This window comes from Streptomyces lacaronensis, assembly GCF_047337785.1.
Lineage (GTDB): Bacteria > Actinomycetota > Actinomycetes > Streptomycetales > Streptomycetaceae > Streptomyces > Streptomyces lycopersici.
On record NZ_JBLHDK010000003.1, the window covers coordinates 794,835 to 811,329 of the forward strand.

Below are 16,495 nucleotides of genomic sequence, written 5' to 3' on the forward strand. Positions count from 1 at the left end.
GGCATTCCCCGCATGTCCAGGCCACCGGCCCGCTCCCGTTTCCGGCGCGCCCGCGCCCGTACCGCTCTCGCCACCGTCGTGGCGCTGGCCGCCGGTGCGCTGAGCGCCTGTGGGGGCTCCGCGGGAGCGGACGGCGGCGGGAAAGGCTCCTCGGTCACTCTGCGGGTCGGTGCGACCGGCTGGAAGAAGGAGGAGGCGCTGCTGAAGTTCGCACATCTGGACGACACTCCGTATCAGGTGAAGTGGAGCCTGTTCCAGGGCGGCGACAGGCAACTGGAGGCGGTGCGCGCCGGTGCGCTGGACGTGGCGAGCTCCAGCGAGATCCCGCCGGTCTTCGCGGCGGCCGACGGAAAGCCGAACTTCAAGGTCGTCGCCGTGGAGCGCGGCAACACCCTCAACCAGGAGGTCGTGACCCCCAAGGGGTCCGCCGTCAACTCGATGTCGCAGCTGCGGGGCAAGAAGGTCGGCTACGTCAAGAACACCACCGCCCACTACTTCCTGTACGAGCTGCTGAAGCGAGCCGGGCTCGGCTGGGACGACATCGAGGCCGCCGCGCTGGATCCCGACAAGGGGATCGCCGCGCTGAACGGCGGTTCCATCGACGCGTTCGCCGGATACGGCAACGCGGTCATCACCGCCCACCAGCGGGGCGCCCGCACCATCGGTTCCGGCAAGGACATTCTCTCCGGCAACTTCCTGTGGACCGCCTCCGCGGACACCCTCGGCAGCGCGGCCGAGCGCAGGGCACTGGCGGATCTGCTGGCCCGTATCGACAAGGCGTACGCCTATGTGCGCGACGAACGCCAGAAGGAGTATGCGAAAGTCATCGCCGCCGCCACCCACCAGCCGGTGGATCAGGCACTGGAGGAGTTCACGGCAGGAGAGGCCCAGCGCAGGACCGGGATCCGGCCGGTGAGCGCCCGGGCCGCCGCCTCCGAGCAGAAGGTCGCCGACGCCTTCGGCGCGCTCGGGGCGGTGAAGCGGAAGCTGACGGTGACCGATTTCTGGAGCGACCGGCTGAGCCCGCGACTGCGCACGGAACTCGCCTCATGACCACCGCCTTTCCGCTTCCCGCCCCGGACCTGACCTCGCTGGCCTCCGTGACGCGACGGCTCGCCGCCACCGCGGCCGCGTACGACCGCGACGGCACGTTTCCGGCCGAGGGGATCCGCACCGCACACGAGGCCGGACTGCTCACCGCCACCGTCGGCGAGCGGTACGGGGGTCCCGCCCTCGGAGTGGCGGCCACCGCGCGCATCCTGCACGCGCTCGGCGAAGGCGATCCGTCGGTGGCGCTGATCGCCGCCATGAGCCTCTCCGTCCACCGCCGCCAGGCCGTGCGGCCGCACTGGCCGGAAGAGCTCTACGGGCAGGTGCTGGCCGACGCCGCTTCGCGGCCGGTGCTGCTCAACCACATCCGTGTCGAGCCCGAACTCGGCTCGCCCGCGCGGGGAGGGCTGCCCTCGACGGTGGCCCGGCACACCCCGGACGGCTGGTCGCTCAGCGGCCACAAGCGCTTCGCGACCGGAGTGGAAGGGCTGGACTGGCTGCTGGTGTGGGCCACCACGGACGAGCCCACGCCGCGGGTCGGCACCTTCCTGGTACCCGGCACCGCACCCGGAATCGAGATCACCCACCGCTGGAACCATCTGGGGCTGCGCGCCAGCGGAAGCCATGACATCGCGCTGCACGACGTCGGGATTCCCAAGGGCAACGTCATCGACCTGGCCGAGCACGGCGCCGCGGCGGAGCAGGACAACCGCGCGGGCGCGGCCCTCCACCTGCCGCTCGCCGCCCTCTACCTGGGCGTGGCGCGGGCCGCCCAGGGTTACGTCCACCGCTTCGCCCTTGAGCGGATCCCCGCCAACCTCGGCCATCCGGTGGCCCGTACCGAGCGCTTCCGGCGCGTGGCCGGTGAGATCGCGCTGCGGCTGGACTCCGCCGAACATCTGGTGTTCACGGGTGCGGAGCGGGTCGATGCGGCCGACGGCTCGTACTCCCCTGAACACGCGCTGGGCGCCCGTGTCCTGGCGGACCGGCATGCCACCGAGGCGGTCGCCCTGGGGTTGCGGCTGCTGGGGAATCCGGGGCTGTCCCGCGACAACCCCCTGGAGCGCCACTTCCGGGACGTCCAGTGCGCCCCGGTACACGCCCCGCAGGAAGACACGGCGCTGCTCGCCATCGGCACGGCCGCGCTCGGCACACAGAGTGAGAGGCCGACATGACCGTCCCGCTCTCCGATCCGGTTACGGCCGACCGCACCGACTCCGCACCCGTGCACGCCACCGATACGGATACCGCCGCCACGCTGCTGGCGGCGCTGCGCCGCGACCTGCCCAACGGGACAGTGGGCACCGGCCCCGAAGCCACCGGCCCGTACGCCACCGACCGCTCCGGCAGCCAGCCGGACGGCGTCCCGCTCGCGGTCGTCCACGCCACGCACACCGCGCACGTCCAGACGGCACTGCGGCACGCCCACGACCTGCGGGTGCCGGTCGTGCCGCGCGGGGCGGGGACGGGGCTGTCCGGAGGGGCGAGCGCGGGGGCGGGCAGTGTCGTACTCGACCTCTCACGGATGAACCGGGTCCTGGAGCTGAGCCCCGAGGAGCAGATCGCCGTCGTCGAACCGGGGGTCATCACGGCCGACCTGGACCGCGCGGCGGGCGAGTTCGGGCTGCGCTACGCGCCCGACCCGGCGAGCGCGGCGATCTCGACCGTCGGCGGGAACATCGCGACCAACGCCGGCGGGCTCCGCTGCGCCAAGTACGGGGTGACCAGGGACGCCGTCCTGGGCCTTGACGCGGTGCTCGCGGACGGGACGCTCGTACGGACCGGGCGGCGCACGGTCAAGGGCGTCACCGGCTATGACCTGACCGGCCTGCTCACCGGCTCCGAAGGCACCCTCGGGGTGATCACCGCAGCGACCGTGCGGCTGCGCCCGGTACCGGAGGAGACCGTCACGGTCGCCGCGTACTTCGCCACCTTCGCCGAAGGGGCCGAGGCCGTCTCCGCGCTCACCACCGCCCGGGTCGAGCCCGCCATGGCCGAACTGCTCGACGGCCCCGTGCTGGGCGCGGTGGACGACGCCCAGGGCACGGATCTGCGGTCGCGCGGCGGCGCCCTGCTGCTCTTGCAGTGCGACGGGCGGGGCGCGGCCGCCGAGGCCGACGCGGCCGTACGGCGCTTGCGCGGACGGGCCGACTCGGTCGAGGTCACCGAGGATCCGGCCGAGGCGGAACGGCTGCTCGCGGCCCGTCGGCTCGCCCTGCCCTCGCTGGAGCGGCTGGGCCGTCCGCTGATCGAGGACATCGCCGTCCCCAGGAGTCAACTGGCGGCCGCCGTACGGGAGATCGACACCGCTGCGGACCGGCACGGCGTGCGGATCTTCACCTTCGCCCATGCCGCCGACGGCAACCTCCACCCCATTCTCGTCCTCGACCCGGCCCTCCCCGCCGTCCCGGAGGCGGCCTGGCGGGCGGCGGGCGACATTTTCACGGCCGCGCTCCGCCTCGGTGGCACGCTCACCGGCGAACACGGCGTGGGCACCCTCAAGCGGCGCTGGCTCGGCGACGAACTCGGTCCGGACCAGCACGCGCTCCAGCGTCGCCTCAAGGCGGCCTTCGATCCGCACGGCATCCTCAACCCGGGCAAGGCGCTGTGAGTTCAGCCGCGGCCGAGGCCATCGTGTCAATCTCTCGCCCTTTGTCTCAACTCTTTCCGTACCGACGATTTCGAGGTGAACCCACCATGCCCACCATCCTCTCCATCTCCGGCAGCCCCTCCCCCACCTCCCGCACCGCCCGGCTCCTGCGCGGTCTGGACTCCCGGCTCACCGCTCAGGGACACCAGGTGATCCCGCTGGACGTCCGCACGCTTCCGGCCGAGGCCCTGCTGCACGCGGACTTCGGGCATCCGGAGATCGTGCGCGCCACGGAGCTCGTCGCCCGGGCCGACGGTGTGGTCATCGGCACCCCGGTCTACAAGGCCGCGTATTCCGGACTGCTGAAGTCGTTGCTCGACCTCCTGCCCCAGTTCGCGCTGGAGGGCAAGACCGTGCTGCCGCTGGCGACCGGCGGCAGCACCGCGCATGTGCTGGCCATCGACTACGGGCTGCGCCCCGTGCTCGCCTCCATGGGCCCCGCGCACATCACACCGGGCTGGTTCGTGCTGGACAAGCACATCGAGGTGGGGAAGGACGGGGGCGTGGTGGTGGACCCCACCACACGGGAAGCGCTCGAACGGCTCGTCGACCAGTTCTCAGCGGCGCTGAGCGGCCCGTACTCCGCGGGCGTGGTCGCCGCATGACCGCGGGCCGGGGTTCCTCCACCGCCGCGCGGCCGGGCCCGTGGTGGGCCCGGCCGCGTCCGGTCAGTCGGCGGCCAGGCGGGTCCGCCAGCTGGGTATCGAGGGCTTCCAGTCGAGCGCCTGCCGTACGCGGTCGTTGGACGCACCGCGCATGGCGGTCAGCTGGTGGGCGGTGAGCCAGCCCAGCATCCGCTCGGCCAGTGACGCCGGCACCGTACGGGGCGGGGGCGCTCCGAGCAGCCGGGCGTACTCGGGCAGCCAGACCGCGGCCTCCGCCGGGTCGTCATCGGCCACGTTGAACACACCGTCGGTATCCGCCTCGACGGCACGGACCGCGGCCCGTGCGGCGTCCTCGACATGGAGGAACGAGGTGACGCCGGTGGCGGGCTCGGGCAGTGGCAGCCTGCCGCGCGCCACCGCACCGCGGATCGCACCGCCGTGGTGGTAGAGGGTGCCCGGCCCGTACAGGGTCCCGTAGCGCAGCACGATGCCGGAGAGGTTCGCGGCGCCCAGTACCCGGCGCTCCAGTTCGGTGATCGCGCGGACGGTGAGCGCCCAGCCCGGATCCGGTGCGTCGACATGGAGCGGTGCGTCCTCGGTGAGCACCGGCCCGCCGCGGGGGGCCGTGGCGAACGCGATGCTCTGGGCCACCATCCGTCGCGCTCCGGCCGCCTCGGCCGCCGCGATCAGATGTGCGGTGCCTTCGGTGCGCAGCCGGGCGGTGTGCTCCAGGCCCTCCGCCGTGGGCCCGCGCAACGCGGTGAGCTGATGCACCACCACCTCGGGCCGGGCCGAGCGCACCGCCGCGTCCACCGCCTCGGCGTCCAGCGCGTCGGCCACCACGACGCCGTCCACGCCCGGCCCGGCCGCCCCGGACGGCTCCCGCACCAGCGCGGTCACATGGTGGCCGCGGGCGCTCAGCAGCGGGACCAGGGTTCGGCCGATCACCCCTGTGGCCCCGGCGACAAGGACCCGCGCCGTCATACCGGGCCTCCCTGAGCCCGCATCAGCAGGCGGCACGCGGGATCGCCGTCCCGCAGACACGCCGTGGCGCAGTTACGGGTGAGTTCGACCCCGAGCCCCTCCGACCAGCCGGCGTGGATGTCGGTGCACGGGCACTCGTAGCCGTCGAGCGAACCGGCCATCCGGACCATGGTCACGGCGAAGTTCTGCCGCATGGTCAGCTCGATGTCGCCGTCCGGGAGCACCGCGGTGCCGCCGTCGCGCAGTTCGTTCGGGAACATCCACTCGGAGCAGGCGTCGTACCGGCGGCGGAGTTCCTCGAGGTCGGCGGCCGGTTTCCCGCCGAACTGGCGGCGGATCCGCTTGCCCACCTGGACGGCCACATACCGCAGCGCCTCGGCGTTGATCTCATTCGCCACGTCGTGTCCGAACCTCTTCGCCACGCCCTGGTACCAGCGCGCGTCGTGCAGCCACCACTGCCGGTACACGTCCATGGTCCTCAAACGGGGGCCCGTGTCGGGGCCCGTACCGGGACTCGTGCCGGGGCTCGTGCCGGGGCTCGTATGGTCGAGCGCGGTCATCGCACCTTCCCGTCCAGCTCGCCGTCGGCCACCCGGGCCCGGAACCGCTCGCGCATCTCCCGCTTGAGCACCTTGCCGGTGGCGCCCTTCACCACTTCGCTCGCGTCCATCCGGAGCGCTCCGGTCAGTTGCGGGAAGCCTTCGGCGGCCAGCACCCGGTTGACGTCGGCCGTCCATCGGGCGTCGTCCCTGTCCGGGTCCCCCACGTTCCCCGCCCCCGCGCGCACCTGAAGCAGGGCGTAGGCGTCGGCGGTCCCGTCGCCGTCCCAGTCCGCGCGTACGCCCTCGGGCGCGACCGCCACCACCGTGCAGTCCTCGAGCTCGGGCAGCTCGCGCAGCAGCAACTCCTCGGTGCGGGTGCTGAACACGATGCCCGCGGGGGTGCGGATCGCGTCCGGCGCGCGGTCCAGGTGGTAGAAGTTTCCTTCCTCGTCCCGATAGGACAGATCGCCGGTGAGCCAGTAGCCACCGAGCCGCAGCCGGTGGAAGGTCAGCGAGTCGTTCCAGTATCCGGGGGTGAGCGTGGGTGAGCGCACACCGAGGCGGCCGATTTCGCCGGGCGGCAGTGGTGTGCCGTCCTCGGAGAGCACCGCCGCCTCGGCGAAGCTCATCGGCTTGCCGACGCAGCGGGAGAACGACGACTTGCCGGGCCGGTGGCCGTTGTGGAAGAGCGAGTAGCCGGTCTCGGAGGAGCCGAGTCCGTCGGTGAAGACGGATCCGGAGACCCGGCGGCGCTTCAGGTCCTGGCCGACCGTCTCATGGCTGCCCTGCTCGATCAGCGCCCTGATGTGGGTCTCGTGCGCCGCGTCCCCGGTGTTGTACCACGCCTCCACGCTGGACAGATCGCGCACGGAGAGATCCTGGGCCGCCATCTCCGCGTAGGTTCCGGCGAACGCGAACACCGTGGTGGGGCGGAACGACTCCATGGCGTCCAGGACGTCGACCCCGCGCTGGCTGGACAGCATGCGGACGGGCGAGCGCAGCAGGAAGCCGAACAGCATGACCGAGACGGCGGCGTTGTGCGAGCCGGGCAGCGCGACCAGCAGTCTGCCCATGGCGGAGCCGACCGACAGCTTCAGCCGGTGCAACTGCGCGTACAGCAGGGTTTCGTGGGTGTGCGGTACGGCCTTGGGCATACCGGTGGTGCCCGAGGAGTGGGAGATGATGATCGGGTCGGTGGCGTGGTGGGCGTACGGGTAGGCCGCGGGGAGGGGCTCGCGGTGCTCCGCGCGGATGTCGGCCGCCGTGACGCAGAAACCGAGGCCCAGTCCGCCCCGGTCGCGGGCCAGGACCGCGTGGTGGGCCTGGTCGGTGATGGCGCCGACCGCGCCCTGGCGCCGTACGTACTCGCGGGCGATCTCCGGGCGGAGGTTGCCGTTGACGAAGGAGGGGATCGCGCCGAGGGAGGTGAGGGCGAGGAAGTTGACGGCGAACTCGGTGCTGGACCAGGTCTGGATCGCCACCGGGTCGCGGGGCCCGACGCCCTGGGCGTGGTACCAGCTCGCGTAGATCTCCACGGCCTCGTGCAGCTCGCCCAGGGTCAGTACCTCGGGGTGGCCGCCGTCCGGGGCCTGCCAGGTGGCGTCGGTCCACAGGACCTGCTCGTCGAGCGATCTGCCGTACGCCTTCAGCCGGTGGATCACATTCCCGGCCCCCAGGGCGGCGTCCTCGCTGATCCGCGCGCGTTCCTGCTTGGTGATCATGGCGTGGCTCCTTGGATGAGGGCGGCCAGCTCGACCAGGCCGCGAAGGGTGCCGTACTCCCCCGAGGGGGCGGGCGGGATGTCGGACGGCGGGCGCGGGAGCGGATCGTCCCGGTCCAGCACGATGGCCACCGCCAGGTCCGCGGCGGGTGGGCCGGTATGAAGCTCGCGGTACGCCGCCGTGGTGCGCTCGGAGCCGGTCAGCTCGACCCCGATCAGCACGACGCGGTCCAGCTCCTCGTCCTCCAGCAGCAGTTCCGCGGCGGCCAGCAGCTCATCGGCCGGGTCCGCCACGGTGGACAGGCAGAGCAGCGGCCCGGTGATGGCGAACTCGCGGCTGAGCTGCCCCAGGACCGCGTTGGCGGTGGACTGCATGAACAGCAGCGGATTGTGCACCTGCCCGGCCACGAGCAGACGGCTGCCGAGGTCGAGGGTGGCGGCGTCCCCCATCGTGCTGGCCAGGGCCATGGCGGTCCTGGAGCCGTCGCCCGGCCGGGCGGTCAGGCATCGCTCGACGGCCTGGTACACCATCGGGTTGAAGGCGGACTCCACGAAACCGGCGACCGGCGGCGCGGAGGGGCCGGACATCGCGGCGATCATGCTCGCTCCAGTACCAGCGCGGTGTTGGCGCCGCCGAACGCGGCGTTGATGGTGAGGGCACGCCGGAGCTCGGCCTTGTGGGGCCGGTTGGGCACATAGTCGAGATCGCAGTGCGGATCCGGTTCGGTGAACCCGGCCGTGGGCGGCAGCACCCCGTCCCGCAGCGCGAGCAGGGTGATCACGAGTTCCACGACTCCGGACGCCTCCAGCAGATGTCCCGTGGTGCTCTTCGTCGAGCTCACCGGCGTCCGGGCGGCCGCCGCGCCGAAGAGCGTGCGCAAGCCCCGAGTCTCGGCGGGGTCGTTGTACCGGGTGGCGGTACCATGCGCGTTCACATAGTCGATCCGCGGGCCGCCCGCACGCCGCAGGGCCCGGCCGGCGGCCATGACCAGCCCGGCACCGTCCGGATGGGGCCGGGCGACGTGGTGGGCGTCGCCGGCGGCGCCCCAGCCGGTCAGCGCGCCGAGCGCGCGCGCTCCCCGGCGCCGGGCGCTCTCTGCGGACTCGAGCACGACGGCGGCGGCTCCGTCCCCGAGCAGCAGACCGCTGCGGTCGGCGCAGAACGGACGCACCATCCCGTCCCGGGAAAGGGCGAATCCCGAGTCGAACTTGGCCAGGTTCTCCTCCTCCACCAGATACGCCCCGGCGCAGATCGCGGTGTCGGCCCGGCCGGAGGCGATGAGCCGGCAGGCGTGTGTGATCGCGGTGGCCGAGGCGACGCACGCGCTGGTGAACGCCAGCCGGGGGCCGCGCAGGCCGAGGGTGTCCGCGAGGGCCTCGGCCTGCCACGCGGGCACGGTCTCCGCGGCGCCGCCGGAGTCCACCGCGCCGGGAGAACCGGGAGAATCGGGTGACCCGGAAGAGCCGGAAGCCCCGGGAGCGCCAGGTGCCCCGGGAGCGTCCGCGGCGCGCCAGAAGCGGGTCAGGCCGGTGAAGTCGCCCGCGGTCCCCACCAGGACGGCGGCCTCGGCACCCGTCGGCAGCCCGGCCATGGCGACCGCCGCCCCGGCGACTTCGGCCAGCACCTCCCGCATCGGGGCTGCCTGGCCGCCGGTGGCGGCCACGCTCGTCCGGTACGGGCCGGTGTCGAAGCGGGTGATCGGCGCGAAGGCGGGCCGCCCGTCGAACACGCCCTCCCGCACGGCGTCCGCCCCGGTGCCGAAGGCCGTGCGCACCCCGAATCCGGTCAGCAGCACCTCACGGCCCATGGACGCCCACCAGGTAGTCGGTGATCCGGCGTATCGAGGTGAATTCGGCGAGGAAGGCGTCGGCCGGCTCGATCTCCAGGCCGTAGCGCAGCTCCAGTTGGTGCAGGAACCACACCAGCCCCAGCGAGTCCAGGGCGAGTTCGGCGTCGTCGTCCAGGCCGGGTGGCAGATCGGCGAAGATCTTGGGGTCGGACAGCAGTTCCCGGACGGCGTCGGTGGTGATCCTCGGCCGGGCTTCGGATTCCGCGGTCATGCCGTGGCGCCCCGCTCCACGACATCGCTGATCAGGTCGCCCAGGTTCATCGCACCGGCCTGCTCGATGTCGCTGTCGGGGAACTTCACATCGAACCGGCGCTCCAGGCGCAGGAGCAGCTCGATCAGGCCCAGTGAGTCGATGTCGATGCCACCGGTGCCCATGGGGCTGTCATCGCTGATCTCGTCCGCGACGAGCGGATGGTTCATCTCCTCACTGATCGTGCTGAGCACGAAATCGCGGATCTCCTTCTGCAAGGCCGTCTGCGTCTCCATGGTGCGCAACCTTTCTGTGCCACAGGGGGTCGATGCGGGGTGGTCGGCAAGGGGTGGTCGGCCAGGGGTGGCCGGCAAGGGGCGATCAGCCGGGTCAGTGGTCGGGAGCGCGGGCGAGCAGGGCATCGCGGCGCCTGACCAGCTTGCCGTTGGAGGTGCGGGGCAGATCCGCCAGGACGTGGACGACGCGGGGCACCTTGTAGTCGGCCAGCCGGTCCCGGCACCAGCGCAGCAACTCCCCCGCCGAGGGGCCGTCCGCCGCGACCGAGACATAGGCTTCGGTGGCACCGGCGTGCACGACCACGGCCCCGCTGACCCCGGGGTGCCGGCGCAGTACGGCCTCCACCTCGGTCAGGTCGACCTTGAGGCCGCCGATGACCACCAGGGAGTCGCCACGGCCCAGCAGCCGCACGGCGCCTGAGGGATCGAGCTCGGCCCGGTCGTGGGTGCGCAGCCAGCCGTCGGCGAACCGGTCGCCGCCGGAGGCGTGCAGATACGGTGAGCCGTCCGGCAGCCAGACGTCCAGCTCGCCCTCGCGGATCCGCAAGCGCACACCCGGCGCCGCCCGGCCGACCGAGGGCCGCGAGGCGCCGCTCACCTCCATCGCGATGACGCCCGTCTCGGTGGTTCCGTACGACTCGCCGACCCCGGTGCCGAACCGTTCGGCGAACCGCGCGGCGGTCTGTGGCGGCATGATCTCGCCACCGGAGACCGCGGCGCGCAGGGCGGGCAGGGCGGGCAGGTCCCGGGCGGTGCTCAGCAGTTCGTAGTGGAACGGGGTACCGAAGATCACGTGGACGTCGTGGCCCCCGGCGGCGGCGAGGATGTCCTTGGCCGACACCCGTCGCGCGAAGACCGCGGAGACGCCCGCGGCGAGGGAGTGCAGCACCCCGGCGATCAGACCGAAACTGTGCGCGGTCGAGCTCAGCAGCAGCATCCGCTCGCCCAGGACCGGCATCCCCTCGATCCGGGTGAACCGCTCGATCTCGGCCGACAGGGAGGCCGCGGTCCGTCCGATCACCTTGGGGAGCCCGGTGGAACCCGAGCTGAACTGCACCAGCCGGTGCTCGGTCGTCGCCGGGCGGCCGTCCGGGTACCGGGAGGTGACCACCTCGTACCTGGGCTCGAACTTGAGCGGTGAGCGGCCCGCCGTACCCGCGCCGACCAGGAACTGCGGGTGGCACAGCGAGCGCAGGGCGTCCACTTCGGACGGTTTGAGCCGGTGGTCGACCAGCATCACCTGGGCGCCCAGCCGCCACAGCGCGAGCAGCACCTCTATCTGGGTGCAGCTCGGCGGGCTCTGGAGCATCACCGTATGCCCCTCGCCGATGCCGTGCCCGGCGAAGACCGCCGCCTCCATGTCCACGGCGGCCCGGACCTCGCCACGGCTCACCGGGTGGTCGCCGTGGACGAGGTAGGGCAGCTCGTCGGGATGGGCGTCGAACAGCGTGTCGAGGAGCTCCCGCATCGGTGCGCTCATCAGTGTTCCTTGCAGAACTCGCCGATGGGGAAGCCCACATGGCGCTGGTCCGTGGCCAGATAGCCGAGCAGCTCGTCGCCGCGCCGCAGCTCGGTGACGTTGTGGACCTTGCCGCCGGGCCCGAGCACCCGCACATGCCAGTCGTCCTGGACGGTCAGGCTCACCACGGTGTCGTCGGCGGCCCGCGCGGTGATGGTCAGCAGCGGACGGGACTCCAGCTTGGCCCGGCCGACCGTGACCGGCCGGGTCCGGCCCTCGGAGTTGACGGCCAGGGTCGTGCTGCCCGAGCCCAGCTCGCTCAGGTAGTTGGTCCGGTTCTCCGGGCCGAGCACATAGGAGTGCAGGGCGCCGGCGTTGACCCGGAACGGACGGGTCGGCATGTACGGCAGCGGATGGGTCTCGCTGCAGCACAGGATGAAGCCGGTCGAGTACGAGCCGACCAGGATGCCCTCGTCCTCGGCGAAGTGGGTGCAGGTGTCCACGCACACCCGGTCGCCGAGCCCGTGGTGCTCGATGCGGTCGACGGTCAGCGTGGTCAGCTCCAGCGGAGAGGTTCCGGCCTCCAGCAGCCGGGCCAGCGCAAACACCTCGCCGGCGTCGGAGGGCGCCAACAGGACTCCGTCCGAGCCGCGTTCGAGGACATCCAGCACGGTGGCGGCCTCGTCCAGGTCCGCGCAGACGGTGATCAGCTTTCCGGCGGAGCGGTCCGCCGCGGCCAGCACGATTTCCAGGGGGATCTTGGTCGGGTCGGCGAAGCGGACCACGGTGTGGGGCAGCGCGACCGCGGCGGCGCACGCCAGCCGCAGCGACGGTTCGTCGTGCACCTCGACCCAGGCCGCGTCGGCGTCGAGGCCGTACAGCTGCTTCTCCTCGGTCACCGCCGCGGTGGTGACGGCGGTGACGGTGGGGGGCAGCGCCTTGAGGACGGATTCGTCATCGCAGAGCACACCCTGCATCCGGGTGTGGATGGCGGCGTCCACGACGGACTCGAGCCGGGCCTGCGGAACGGTGCGGAGGTCGATCCATGCGAACTTCATGCGGCTCCTGTCGCGATCGTCGAGGGGTGGGGGGTCGTTCCGGCTTCGGCGGCGTGCACAACGGCGGCGAGCCGTGCCACCAGCGAGGAGGGTGAGGGCGAGGAGAAGATCCGGCGGCCCACCGCGAGGCCGCGGCAGCCCGCGAGCATCAACGAGGTCCCGTGGCTGACCAGGTCCGAGCCGTCGGGCGGGCCGCCCGCGGCGAGGATCGGCAGCGGACAGCTGTTCACCACCTCGGCCATCCGCTCCATCGGCAGGGCGATCGAGGTCTTCACGAGGTCGGCACCGAGATCCGCGGCGATGTTGACGGCATGGGCGAGCAGCGCCGGGTCGTGCGGATCGGCGATCCGCGGCCCCCTCGGGTAGATCATCACGAGCAGCGGCATGTTCCAGAGGTCGCACGAGGCCGCGACGGTCCCGAGATCCTTGAGTTGCCGGTGCTCGGTGTCCGAGCCGAGGTTCACATGCACGCTCACCGCGTCCGCGCCCAGCCGTACGGCCTCTTCCACGTCGCCGACGAGCACCTTGGCGTCGGTGTCGGCGGCGTGCACTGTTCCCGCGCTCAAGTGGACCACCAGGGCGCAGTGGCGCAGGATGTCCGGTGCGATCGCCCGCGCCCGGCCCTTGTGGACGACGACCGCGTCCGCGCCGCCGTCCACCAGTGCCCTGAGCAGCCCGTTCCAGCGGGCCTGGGACACCACCGGGCCATCGGACACACTGTGGTCGAGCGGGACGAAAAGATATCTTCCGTCCCCCGCGACCGAGAGCCTCCGCATCCGGAATGATTTACCAATATCGGTCATGTGCCAGGCACACCTCTCCCAAGGGGGCGAACCACGCAGAGGATTGCGGAGACAGAATGGCACGGCTATGCGATAGCGAGCGGATATCGAATCTCCATAACTCTGCGGTTATGCGGCTCTGAGGAATTTCTGAGAATGCTCTGACAGGCTGTCCGACGCCTATTCCGCCGGAGCCGAAACCGCGTTTTCCAGGAGGCTGGTTTGACCGCCTTGACCGACCCGGTTCGCATCTCGATCGCCTGTCACGGCGGACGTGGTCACACCGCCAGGCTGGGTGAGGCCGTACGAGCCGGCGCCAGCCGGGTTCCGCACACCGAGGTCACCTCTGTCCAGGTCGACCGGATCACCGATCAGGAATGGCATCGGCTCGACGACGCCGACGCGATCATCTTCGGGGCCCCGACCTATATGGGCACGGCCTCATCGGCCTTCCACACCTTCGCGGAGGCGAGCGCCAGGCGCTGGCTCACCCGCCGCTGGCAGGACAAACTGGCTGCCGGATTCACCAACTCCGGCTCGATGGCCGGGGACAAGGCCGGCACCCTGGGTTATTTCGCCACCCTCGCCGCGCAGCATGGCATGCTCTGGGTCAGCCTCGGGCTGGCCCCCGGCTGGAACTCCTCCTCCGGCAGCGAGTTCGACCTGAACCGGCTCGGTTTCTACCAGGGCGCCGCCGCACAGTCCCCCGTGGACGACAGAACGGGGACGGTGCACAAGTCCGATCTCGCCACCGCGGAACATCTCGGGCACCGGGTCGCGGAGCTCACCCGGACCGTGGTCGCGGGTCGACGAGCGCTGGAGTCGTGAGCCACCGGCCCGCCGCGTCGGCCGCGGCCGGGGACGAGGACCGTGCCGTGGCGGCCCCCGCCCGGCAGTGGTGGACCGTGGCCGTGGCGGTCCTGGCACAGACGCTGGTCCTGCTGGACAACACGGTCCTCAACGTGGCGATGGAAACCCTCGCCGATCCGGTCCACGGGCTCGGCGCGAGCGCGGCGGACCTGGCGTGGGCCAACGCCTCGTACTCGCTGGTCTTCGCCGCGGGCAGCTTCGCCGGTGGCGCTCTCGCCGACCGCTACGGGCCGCGCCGCACCCTGGTCGCCGGGCTGATGCTGCTGGCCTGTGCCTCCTCGCTGGCCGCGTTCTCGGACGGGGCCACGGAGCTGATCGTCACCCGCGGTTTCATGGGCGCGGGCGGGGCGCTGATCACACCGGCGACGCTGGCGATCGTCACCCGAGGTACCGCGCCGGCCGACCGGACCCGGGCGATCGCGGTCTGGGCTTCCGCGGGCGGCGCCGCCGTCGCGCTCGGACCGGTGGTGGGCGGTGCGCTGCTCACCCGGTTCTGGTGGGGCTCGGTGTTCCTGGTCAACCTTCCGGTGGTGGCGGTGTGCCTGGCCGGCGCGGCTCTCCTGGTGCCCGAGCTGCGCTACGCCGAGCGCAGGGTGCTCGACCCCCTGGGCCTGGCGCTCTCCGTACTGGGGCTGGGCCTCGTGGTGTACGGCGTCATCCAGGGTGGCCGCCCGTCCGGCTGGACGAGCCCGGCCGCACTGCTGCCCATGGCGCTCGGCCTCGTCCTGCTGGCGGCGTTCGTGGTGTCGCAGAGCCGCCGGGCGGTACCGGGCTTCGATGTGCGCCTGTTCACCGAGGCGCGCTTCGCGGGCGGCAGCGTGACCCTGTTGCTGCTCTTCTTCGGCCTGGCGGGGCAGCTCTTCTACTGCGCCTTCTATCTGCAGGGGGTGCACGGACTGTCGACGCTGGCCGCGGGGGCCGTGATGTCGGCCGCCGCGGGCGGCATCGTCCTCGGCAACCAGGTCTCCCCCGCGCTGTCCCGGCTGTTGACCGTCCGTTGGTGCGCGGTCGCCGGGATACTCCTGTCGAGCGCCACCTTCGGCGGCTATCTGCTCTTCGACGCGGAGACCCCGGTGGCCTGGATCGCCGGGACGCTGTTCGCGCAGGGCGTCGGGATCGGGCTGGTGGTCGCGCCGATGACGGCGGAGATGATGGCCGCTCTGCCACCGCGGTACACCGGCGCCGGCGCGGCGATCAACGCCGCGGCCCGGCCGGTGGGCAGCACGCTCGGGGTCGCGGTGCTCGGCTCGGTCCTCGCCACCGCCTATCGCGGGGCCGTCCGGCCCGCGCTCACCGATCTGCCTCCCGGGCCACGGGGCCGGGCCCTGGACTCCGCGGAGGCCGCCCGTGCGGTGGCGAGGTCGCTGAACCGGCCCGAGCTCCTCGCCGCGGCGGACCGGGCCTATCTGCACGCCATGTACGTCACCGCCGCGTGGACGGCGCTGCTGTCCCTGGCCGGTGCCGTCCTCGTCATCGGATATTTCCGGCCGCGACCATCAACGACGGAGGCAGGAAGTGGATATGGGGCTGCGCCATCTTCGAATCGTGCTCACCGTGGCTGAATCGGGCAGCATCAGCCATGCGGCCGCCACCTTGAAGATCGCCCAATCCGGCCTGTCCACACAGCTCAGACGCATCGAGCAGGAATTCGGCGGGCCGCTGTTCCGCCGCCGCCCGAACGGCGTGGTGCCGACCGAGCTCGGCGTCCATGTTCTGGGGAGGGCCAGGCAGTTGCTCGACGAGTTCGGCGATCTGCTCTCCACGGCGCGGGCACTGGCCCAGCCGGCCGAACCGCCGCGGGCCGTCGGGCTGGGCGGAGTGGACAACCCCTGGGTGCCTCTGATCGCCGCGCTCGTCCGGGAGCGGCTGCCGCACCATGAGCAGCTGACCTATCTGGAGCCGTCGTCCCAGGCCGTGCTGGAGCTGCTGCGCACCGAGAAGATCGCGCTCGCGGTCATCAGCGAGTTCCCGGACGTCGTGCCGCCCGCGGTCCGCGAGTTCGCCGTCCGCGACCTCGACACCGAGCCGGTGCTGATCGGGCTGTCCCCCGGCCACCGGCTGGCCCACCGGCAGCTGATCACCCTCGAGGAACTGGCCGAGGACACCTGGGTCGCGCCCGGCGACCGCTCCGACGGTCTCGGCCTGAGTCTGAGGATCGCCTGCGAGCGTGCGGGGTTCACCCCCCGGTTCCGCTACTTCGGCGCCGACCAGACGACCGCGGCGGCCATCGTGAGCGCGGGGAACGCGATCGGGGCCTTCTTCGCACCGGGCGACCACTGCCCGGGGGTCTCGTTGAAGCGGCTGGCGAACGGCCGGCTGTGGCGCCGGACACGGCTGGTGTGGGACGCCGAGTCGCCGCTTGCCGGGCTCGCCGAGGATCTCGACGGCGGAGCGCTCGACTGGCGCCGGCCGTACGCCTCGTGAGCCCGGCCGCGGACC

General features: G+C 72.2%; 17 protein-coding genes. 7 read left to right on the forward strand and 10 right to left on the reverse strand.

The genetic code is table 11. The features are described 5' to 3' along the window. The first annotated feature begins 12 nt into the window (after positions 1-12). From ACMTAK_RS04700 to ssuE, 4 genes are all read left to right on the forward strand, one after another. The gene (locus tag ACMTAK_RS04700) at positions 13-1,053 is read left to right on the forward strand and encodes a PhnD/SsuA/transferrin family substrate-binding protein (protein WP_413804953.1); all 1,041 of its coding nucleotides are present in this window, start codon (positions 13-15) and stop codon (positions 1,051-1,053) included. Next, positions 1,050-2,225 (forward strand): acyl-CoA dehydrogenase family protein, encoded by a 1,176-nt coding sequence (locus tag ACMTAK_RS04705; protein WP_413804954.1) that lies wholly within the window; start codon positions 1,050-1,052, stop codon positions 2,223-2,225. Before ACMTAK_RS04700 ends, ACMTAK_RS04705 begins: the two co-directional genes overlap by 4 nt. Beyond that, positions 2,222-3,661, forward strand: a complete 1,440-nt coding sequence (locus ACMTAK_RS04710) for an FAD-binding oxidoreductase (protein WP_413804955.1) — start codon at positions 2,222-2,224, stop codon at positions 3,659-3,661. Before ACMTAK_RS04705 ends, ACMTAK_RS04710 begins: the two co-directional genes overlap by 4 nt. 86 nt (positions 3,662-3,747) lie before the next feature. Further along, complete coding sequence (gene ssuE / locus ACMTAK_RS04715; protein WP_413804956.1) at positions 3,748-4,305, forward strand: NADPH-dependent FMN reductase; 558 nt, start codon at positions 3,748-3,750, stop codon at positions 4,303-4,305. Positions 4,306-4,368: 63 nt separating this feature from the next. Here ssuE and ACMTAK_RS04720 read toward each other — a convergent pair whose 3' ends face one another. The 10 genes from ACMTAK_RS04720 to ACMTAK_RS04765 form a co-directional block, all read right to left on the reverse strand. Continuing rightward, complete coding sequence (locus tag ACMTAK_RS04720) at positions 4,369-5,289, reverse strand: NAD-dependent epimerase/dehydratase family protein (RefSeq protein WP_413804957.1); 921 nt, start codon at positions 5,287-5,289, stop codon at positions 4,369-4,371. Next, positions 5,286-5,849: a hypothetical protein gene (locus ACMTAK_RS04725; protein WP_413804958.1), complete on the reverse strand. Its 564-nt coding sequence runs from the start codon at positions 5,847-5,849 to the stop codon at positions 5,286-5,288. The genes ACMTAK_RS04720 and ACMTAK_RS04725 overlap by 4 nt, the downstream gene beginning before the upstream one ends. Then, positions 5,846-7,552: a class I adenylate-forming enzyme family protein gene (locus tag ACMTAK_RS04730; protein WP_413804959.1), complete on the reverse strand. Its 1,707-nt coding sequence runs from the start codon at positions 7,550-7,552 to the stop codon at positions 5,846-5,848. The genes ACMTAK_RS04725 and ACMTAK_RS04730 overlap by 4 nt, the downstream gene beginning before the upstream one ends. Then, a complete protein-coding gene (locus tag ACMTAK_RS04735) occupies positions 7,549-8,151 on the reverse strand; it encodes a hypothetical protein (RefSeq protein WP_413804960.1) in 603 nt (200 codons plus the stop codon). Before ACMTAK_RS04735 ends, ACMTAK_RS04730 begins: the two co-directional genes overlap by 4 nt. Then, positions 8,148-9,359 (reverse strand): beta-ketoacyl-[acyl-carrier-protein] synthase family protein, encoded by a 1,212-nt coding sequence (locus ACMTAK_RS04740; RefSeq protein ID WP_413804961.1) that lies wholly within the window; start codon positions 9,357-9,359, stop codon positions 8,148-8,150. Before ACMTAK_RS04740 ends, ACMTAK_RS04735 begins: the two co-directional genes overlap by 4 nt. Next, positions 9,349-9,612: a phosphopantetheine-binding protein gene (locus tag ACMTAK_RS04745; RefSeq protein WP_191063597.1), complete on the reverse strand. Its 264-nt coding sequence runs from the start codon at positions 9,610-9,612 to the stop codon at positions 9,349-9,351. The genes ACMTAK_RS04740 and ACMTAK_RS04745 overlap by 11 nt, the downstream gene beginning before the upstream one ends. Continuing rightward, positions 9,609-9,887 (reverse strand): phosphopantetheine-binding protein, encoded by a 279-nt coding sequence (locus ACMTAK_RS04750; protein WP_413804962.1) that lies wholly within the window; start codon positions 9,885-9,887, stop codon positions 9,609-9,611. Before ACMTAK_RS04750 ends, ACMTAK_RS04745 begins: the two co-directional genes overlap by 4 nt. A gap of 94 nt (positions 9,888-9,981) precedes the next feature. Continuing rightward, positions 9,982-11,367: a class I adenylate-forming enzyme family protein gene (locus ACMTAK_RS04755; protein ID WP_413804963.1), complete on the reverse strand. Its 1,386-nt coding sequence runs from the start codon at positions 11,365-11,367 to the stop codon at positions 9,982-9,984. Beyond that, positions 11,367-12,404, reverse strand: a complete 1,038-nt coding sequence (locus ACMTAK_RS04760) for a 3-dehydroquinate synthase II family protein (RefSeq protein WP_413804964.1) — start codon at positions 12,402-12,404, stop codon at positions 11,367-11,369. The genes ACMTAK_RS04755 and ACMTAK_RS04760 overlap by 1 nt, the downstream gene beginning before the upstream one ends. Continuing rightward, positions 12,401-13,207, reverse strand: coding sequence for a 2-amino-3,7-dideoxy-D-threo-hept-6-ulosonate synthase (locus tag ACMTAK_RS04765; RefSeq protein ID WP_413804965.1), 807 nt, complete (start codon positions 13,205-13,207; stop codon positions 12,401-12,403). Before ACMTAK_RS04765 ends, ACMTAK_RS04760 begins: the two co-directional genes overlap by 4 nt. A gap of 210 nt (positions 13,208-13,417) precedes the next feature. Here ACMTAK_RS04765 and ACMTAK_RS04770 point away from each other — a divergent pair, with 210 nt between their 5' ends. Genes ACMTAK_RS04770 through ACMTAK_RS04780 form a run of 3 tightly spaced genes read left to right on the forward strand, consistent with a single transcriptional unit; the run spans position 13,418 to position 16,480 of the window. Beyond that, positions 13,418-14,014: a flavodoxin family protein gene (locus ACMTAK_RS04770; protein ID WP_413812800.1), complete on the forward strand. Its 597-nt coding sequence runs from the start codon at positions 13,418-13,420 to the stop codon at positions 14,012-14,014. Then, positions 14,011-15,618, forward strand: a complete 1,608-nt coding sequence (locus ACMTAK_RS04775; RefSeq protein WP_413804966.1) for an MFS transporter — start codon at positions 14,011-14,013, stop codon at positions 15,616-15,618. The genes ACMTAK_RS04770 and ACMTAK_RS04775 overlap by 4 nt, the downstream gene beginning before the upstream one ends. After that, on the forward strand, positions 15,611-16,480 hold the full coding sequence (locus ACMTAK_RS04780) for a LysR family transcriptional regulator (RefSeq protein WP_209469120.1): 870 nt from the start codon (positions 15,611-15,613) through the stop codon (positions 16,478-16,480). The genes ACMTAK_RS04775 and ACMTAK_RS04780 overlap by 8 nt, the downstream gene beginning before the upstream one ends. Positions 16,481-16,495 lie beyond the last annotated feature (15 nt).

Coding starts and splice junctions, on each gene's coding strand:
- ACMTAK_RS04710 (WP_413804955.1), top strand. CDS start 2,222: ATGACCGTCCCGCTCTCCGATCCGGTTACGGCCGACCGCACCGACTCC.
- ACMTAK_RS04705 (WP_413804954.1), top strand. CDS start 1,050: ATGACCACCGCCTTTCCGCTTCCCGCCCCGGACCTGACCTCGCTGGCC.
- ACMTAK_RS04740 (WP_413804961.1), bottom strand. CDS start 9,359: ATGGGCCGTGAGGTGCTGCTGACCGGATTCGGGGTGCGCACGGCCTTC.
- ACMTAK_RS04765 (WP_413804965.1), bottom strand. CDS start 13,207: ATGACCGATATTGGTAAATCATTCCGGATGCGGAGGCTCTCGGTCGCG.
- ACMTAK_RS04760 (WP_413804964.1), bottom strand. CDS start 12,404: ATGAAGTTCGCATGGATCGACCTCCGCACCGTTCCGCAGGCCCGGCTC.
- ACMTAK_RS04700 (WP_413804953.1), top strand. CDS start 13: ATGTCCAGGCCACCGGCCCGCTCCCGTTTCCGGCGCGCCCGCGCCCGT.
- ACMTAK_RS04730 (WP_413804959.1), bottom strand. CDS start 7,552: ATGATCACCAAGCAGGAACGCGCGCGGATCAGCGAGGACGCCGCCCTG.
- ssuE (WP_413804956.1), top strand. CDS start 3,748: ATGCCCACCATCCTCTCCATCTCCGGCAGCCCCTCCCCCACCTCCCGC.
- ACMTAK_RS04720 (WP_413804957.1), bottom strand. CDS start 5,289: ATGACGGCGCGGGTCCTTGTCGCCGGGGCCACAGGGGTGATCGGCCGA.
- ACMTAK_RS04735 (WP_413804960.1), bottom strand. CDS start 8,151: ATGATCGCCGCGATGTCCGGCCCCTCCGCGCCGCCGGTCGCCGGTTTC.
- ACMTAK_RS04750 (WP_413804962.1), bottom strand. CDS start 9,887: ATGGAGACGCAGACGGCCTTGCAGAAGGAGATCCGCGATTTCGTGCTC.
- ACMTAK_RS04745 (WP_191063597.1), bottom strand. CDS start 9,612: ATGACCGCGGAATCCGAAGCCCGGCCGAGGATCACCACCGACGCCGTC.
- ACMTAK_RS04755 (WP_413804963.1), bottom strand. CDS start 11,367: ATGAGCGCACCGATGCGGGAGCTCCTCGACACGCTGTTCGACGCCCAT.
- ACMTAK_RS04725 (WP_413804958.1), bottom strand. CDS start 5,849: ATGACCGCGCTCGACCATACGAGCCCCGGCACGAGCCCCGGCACGAGT.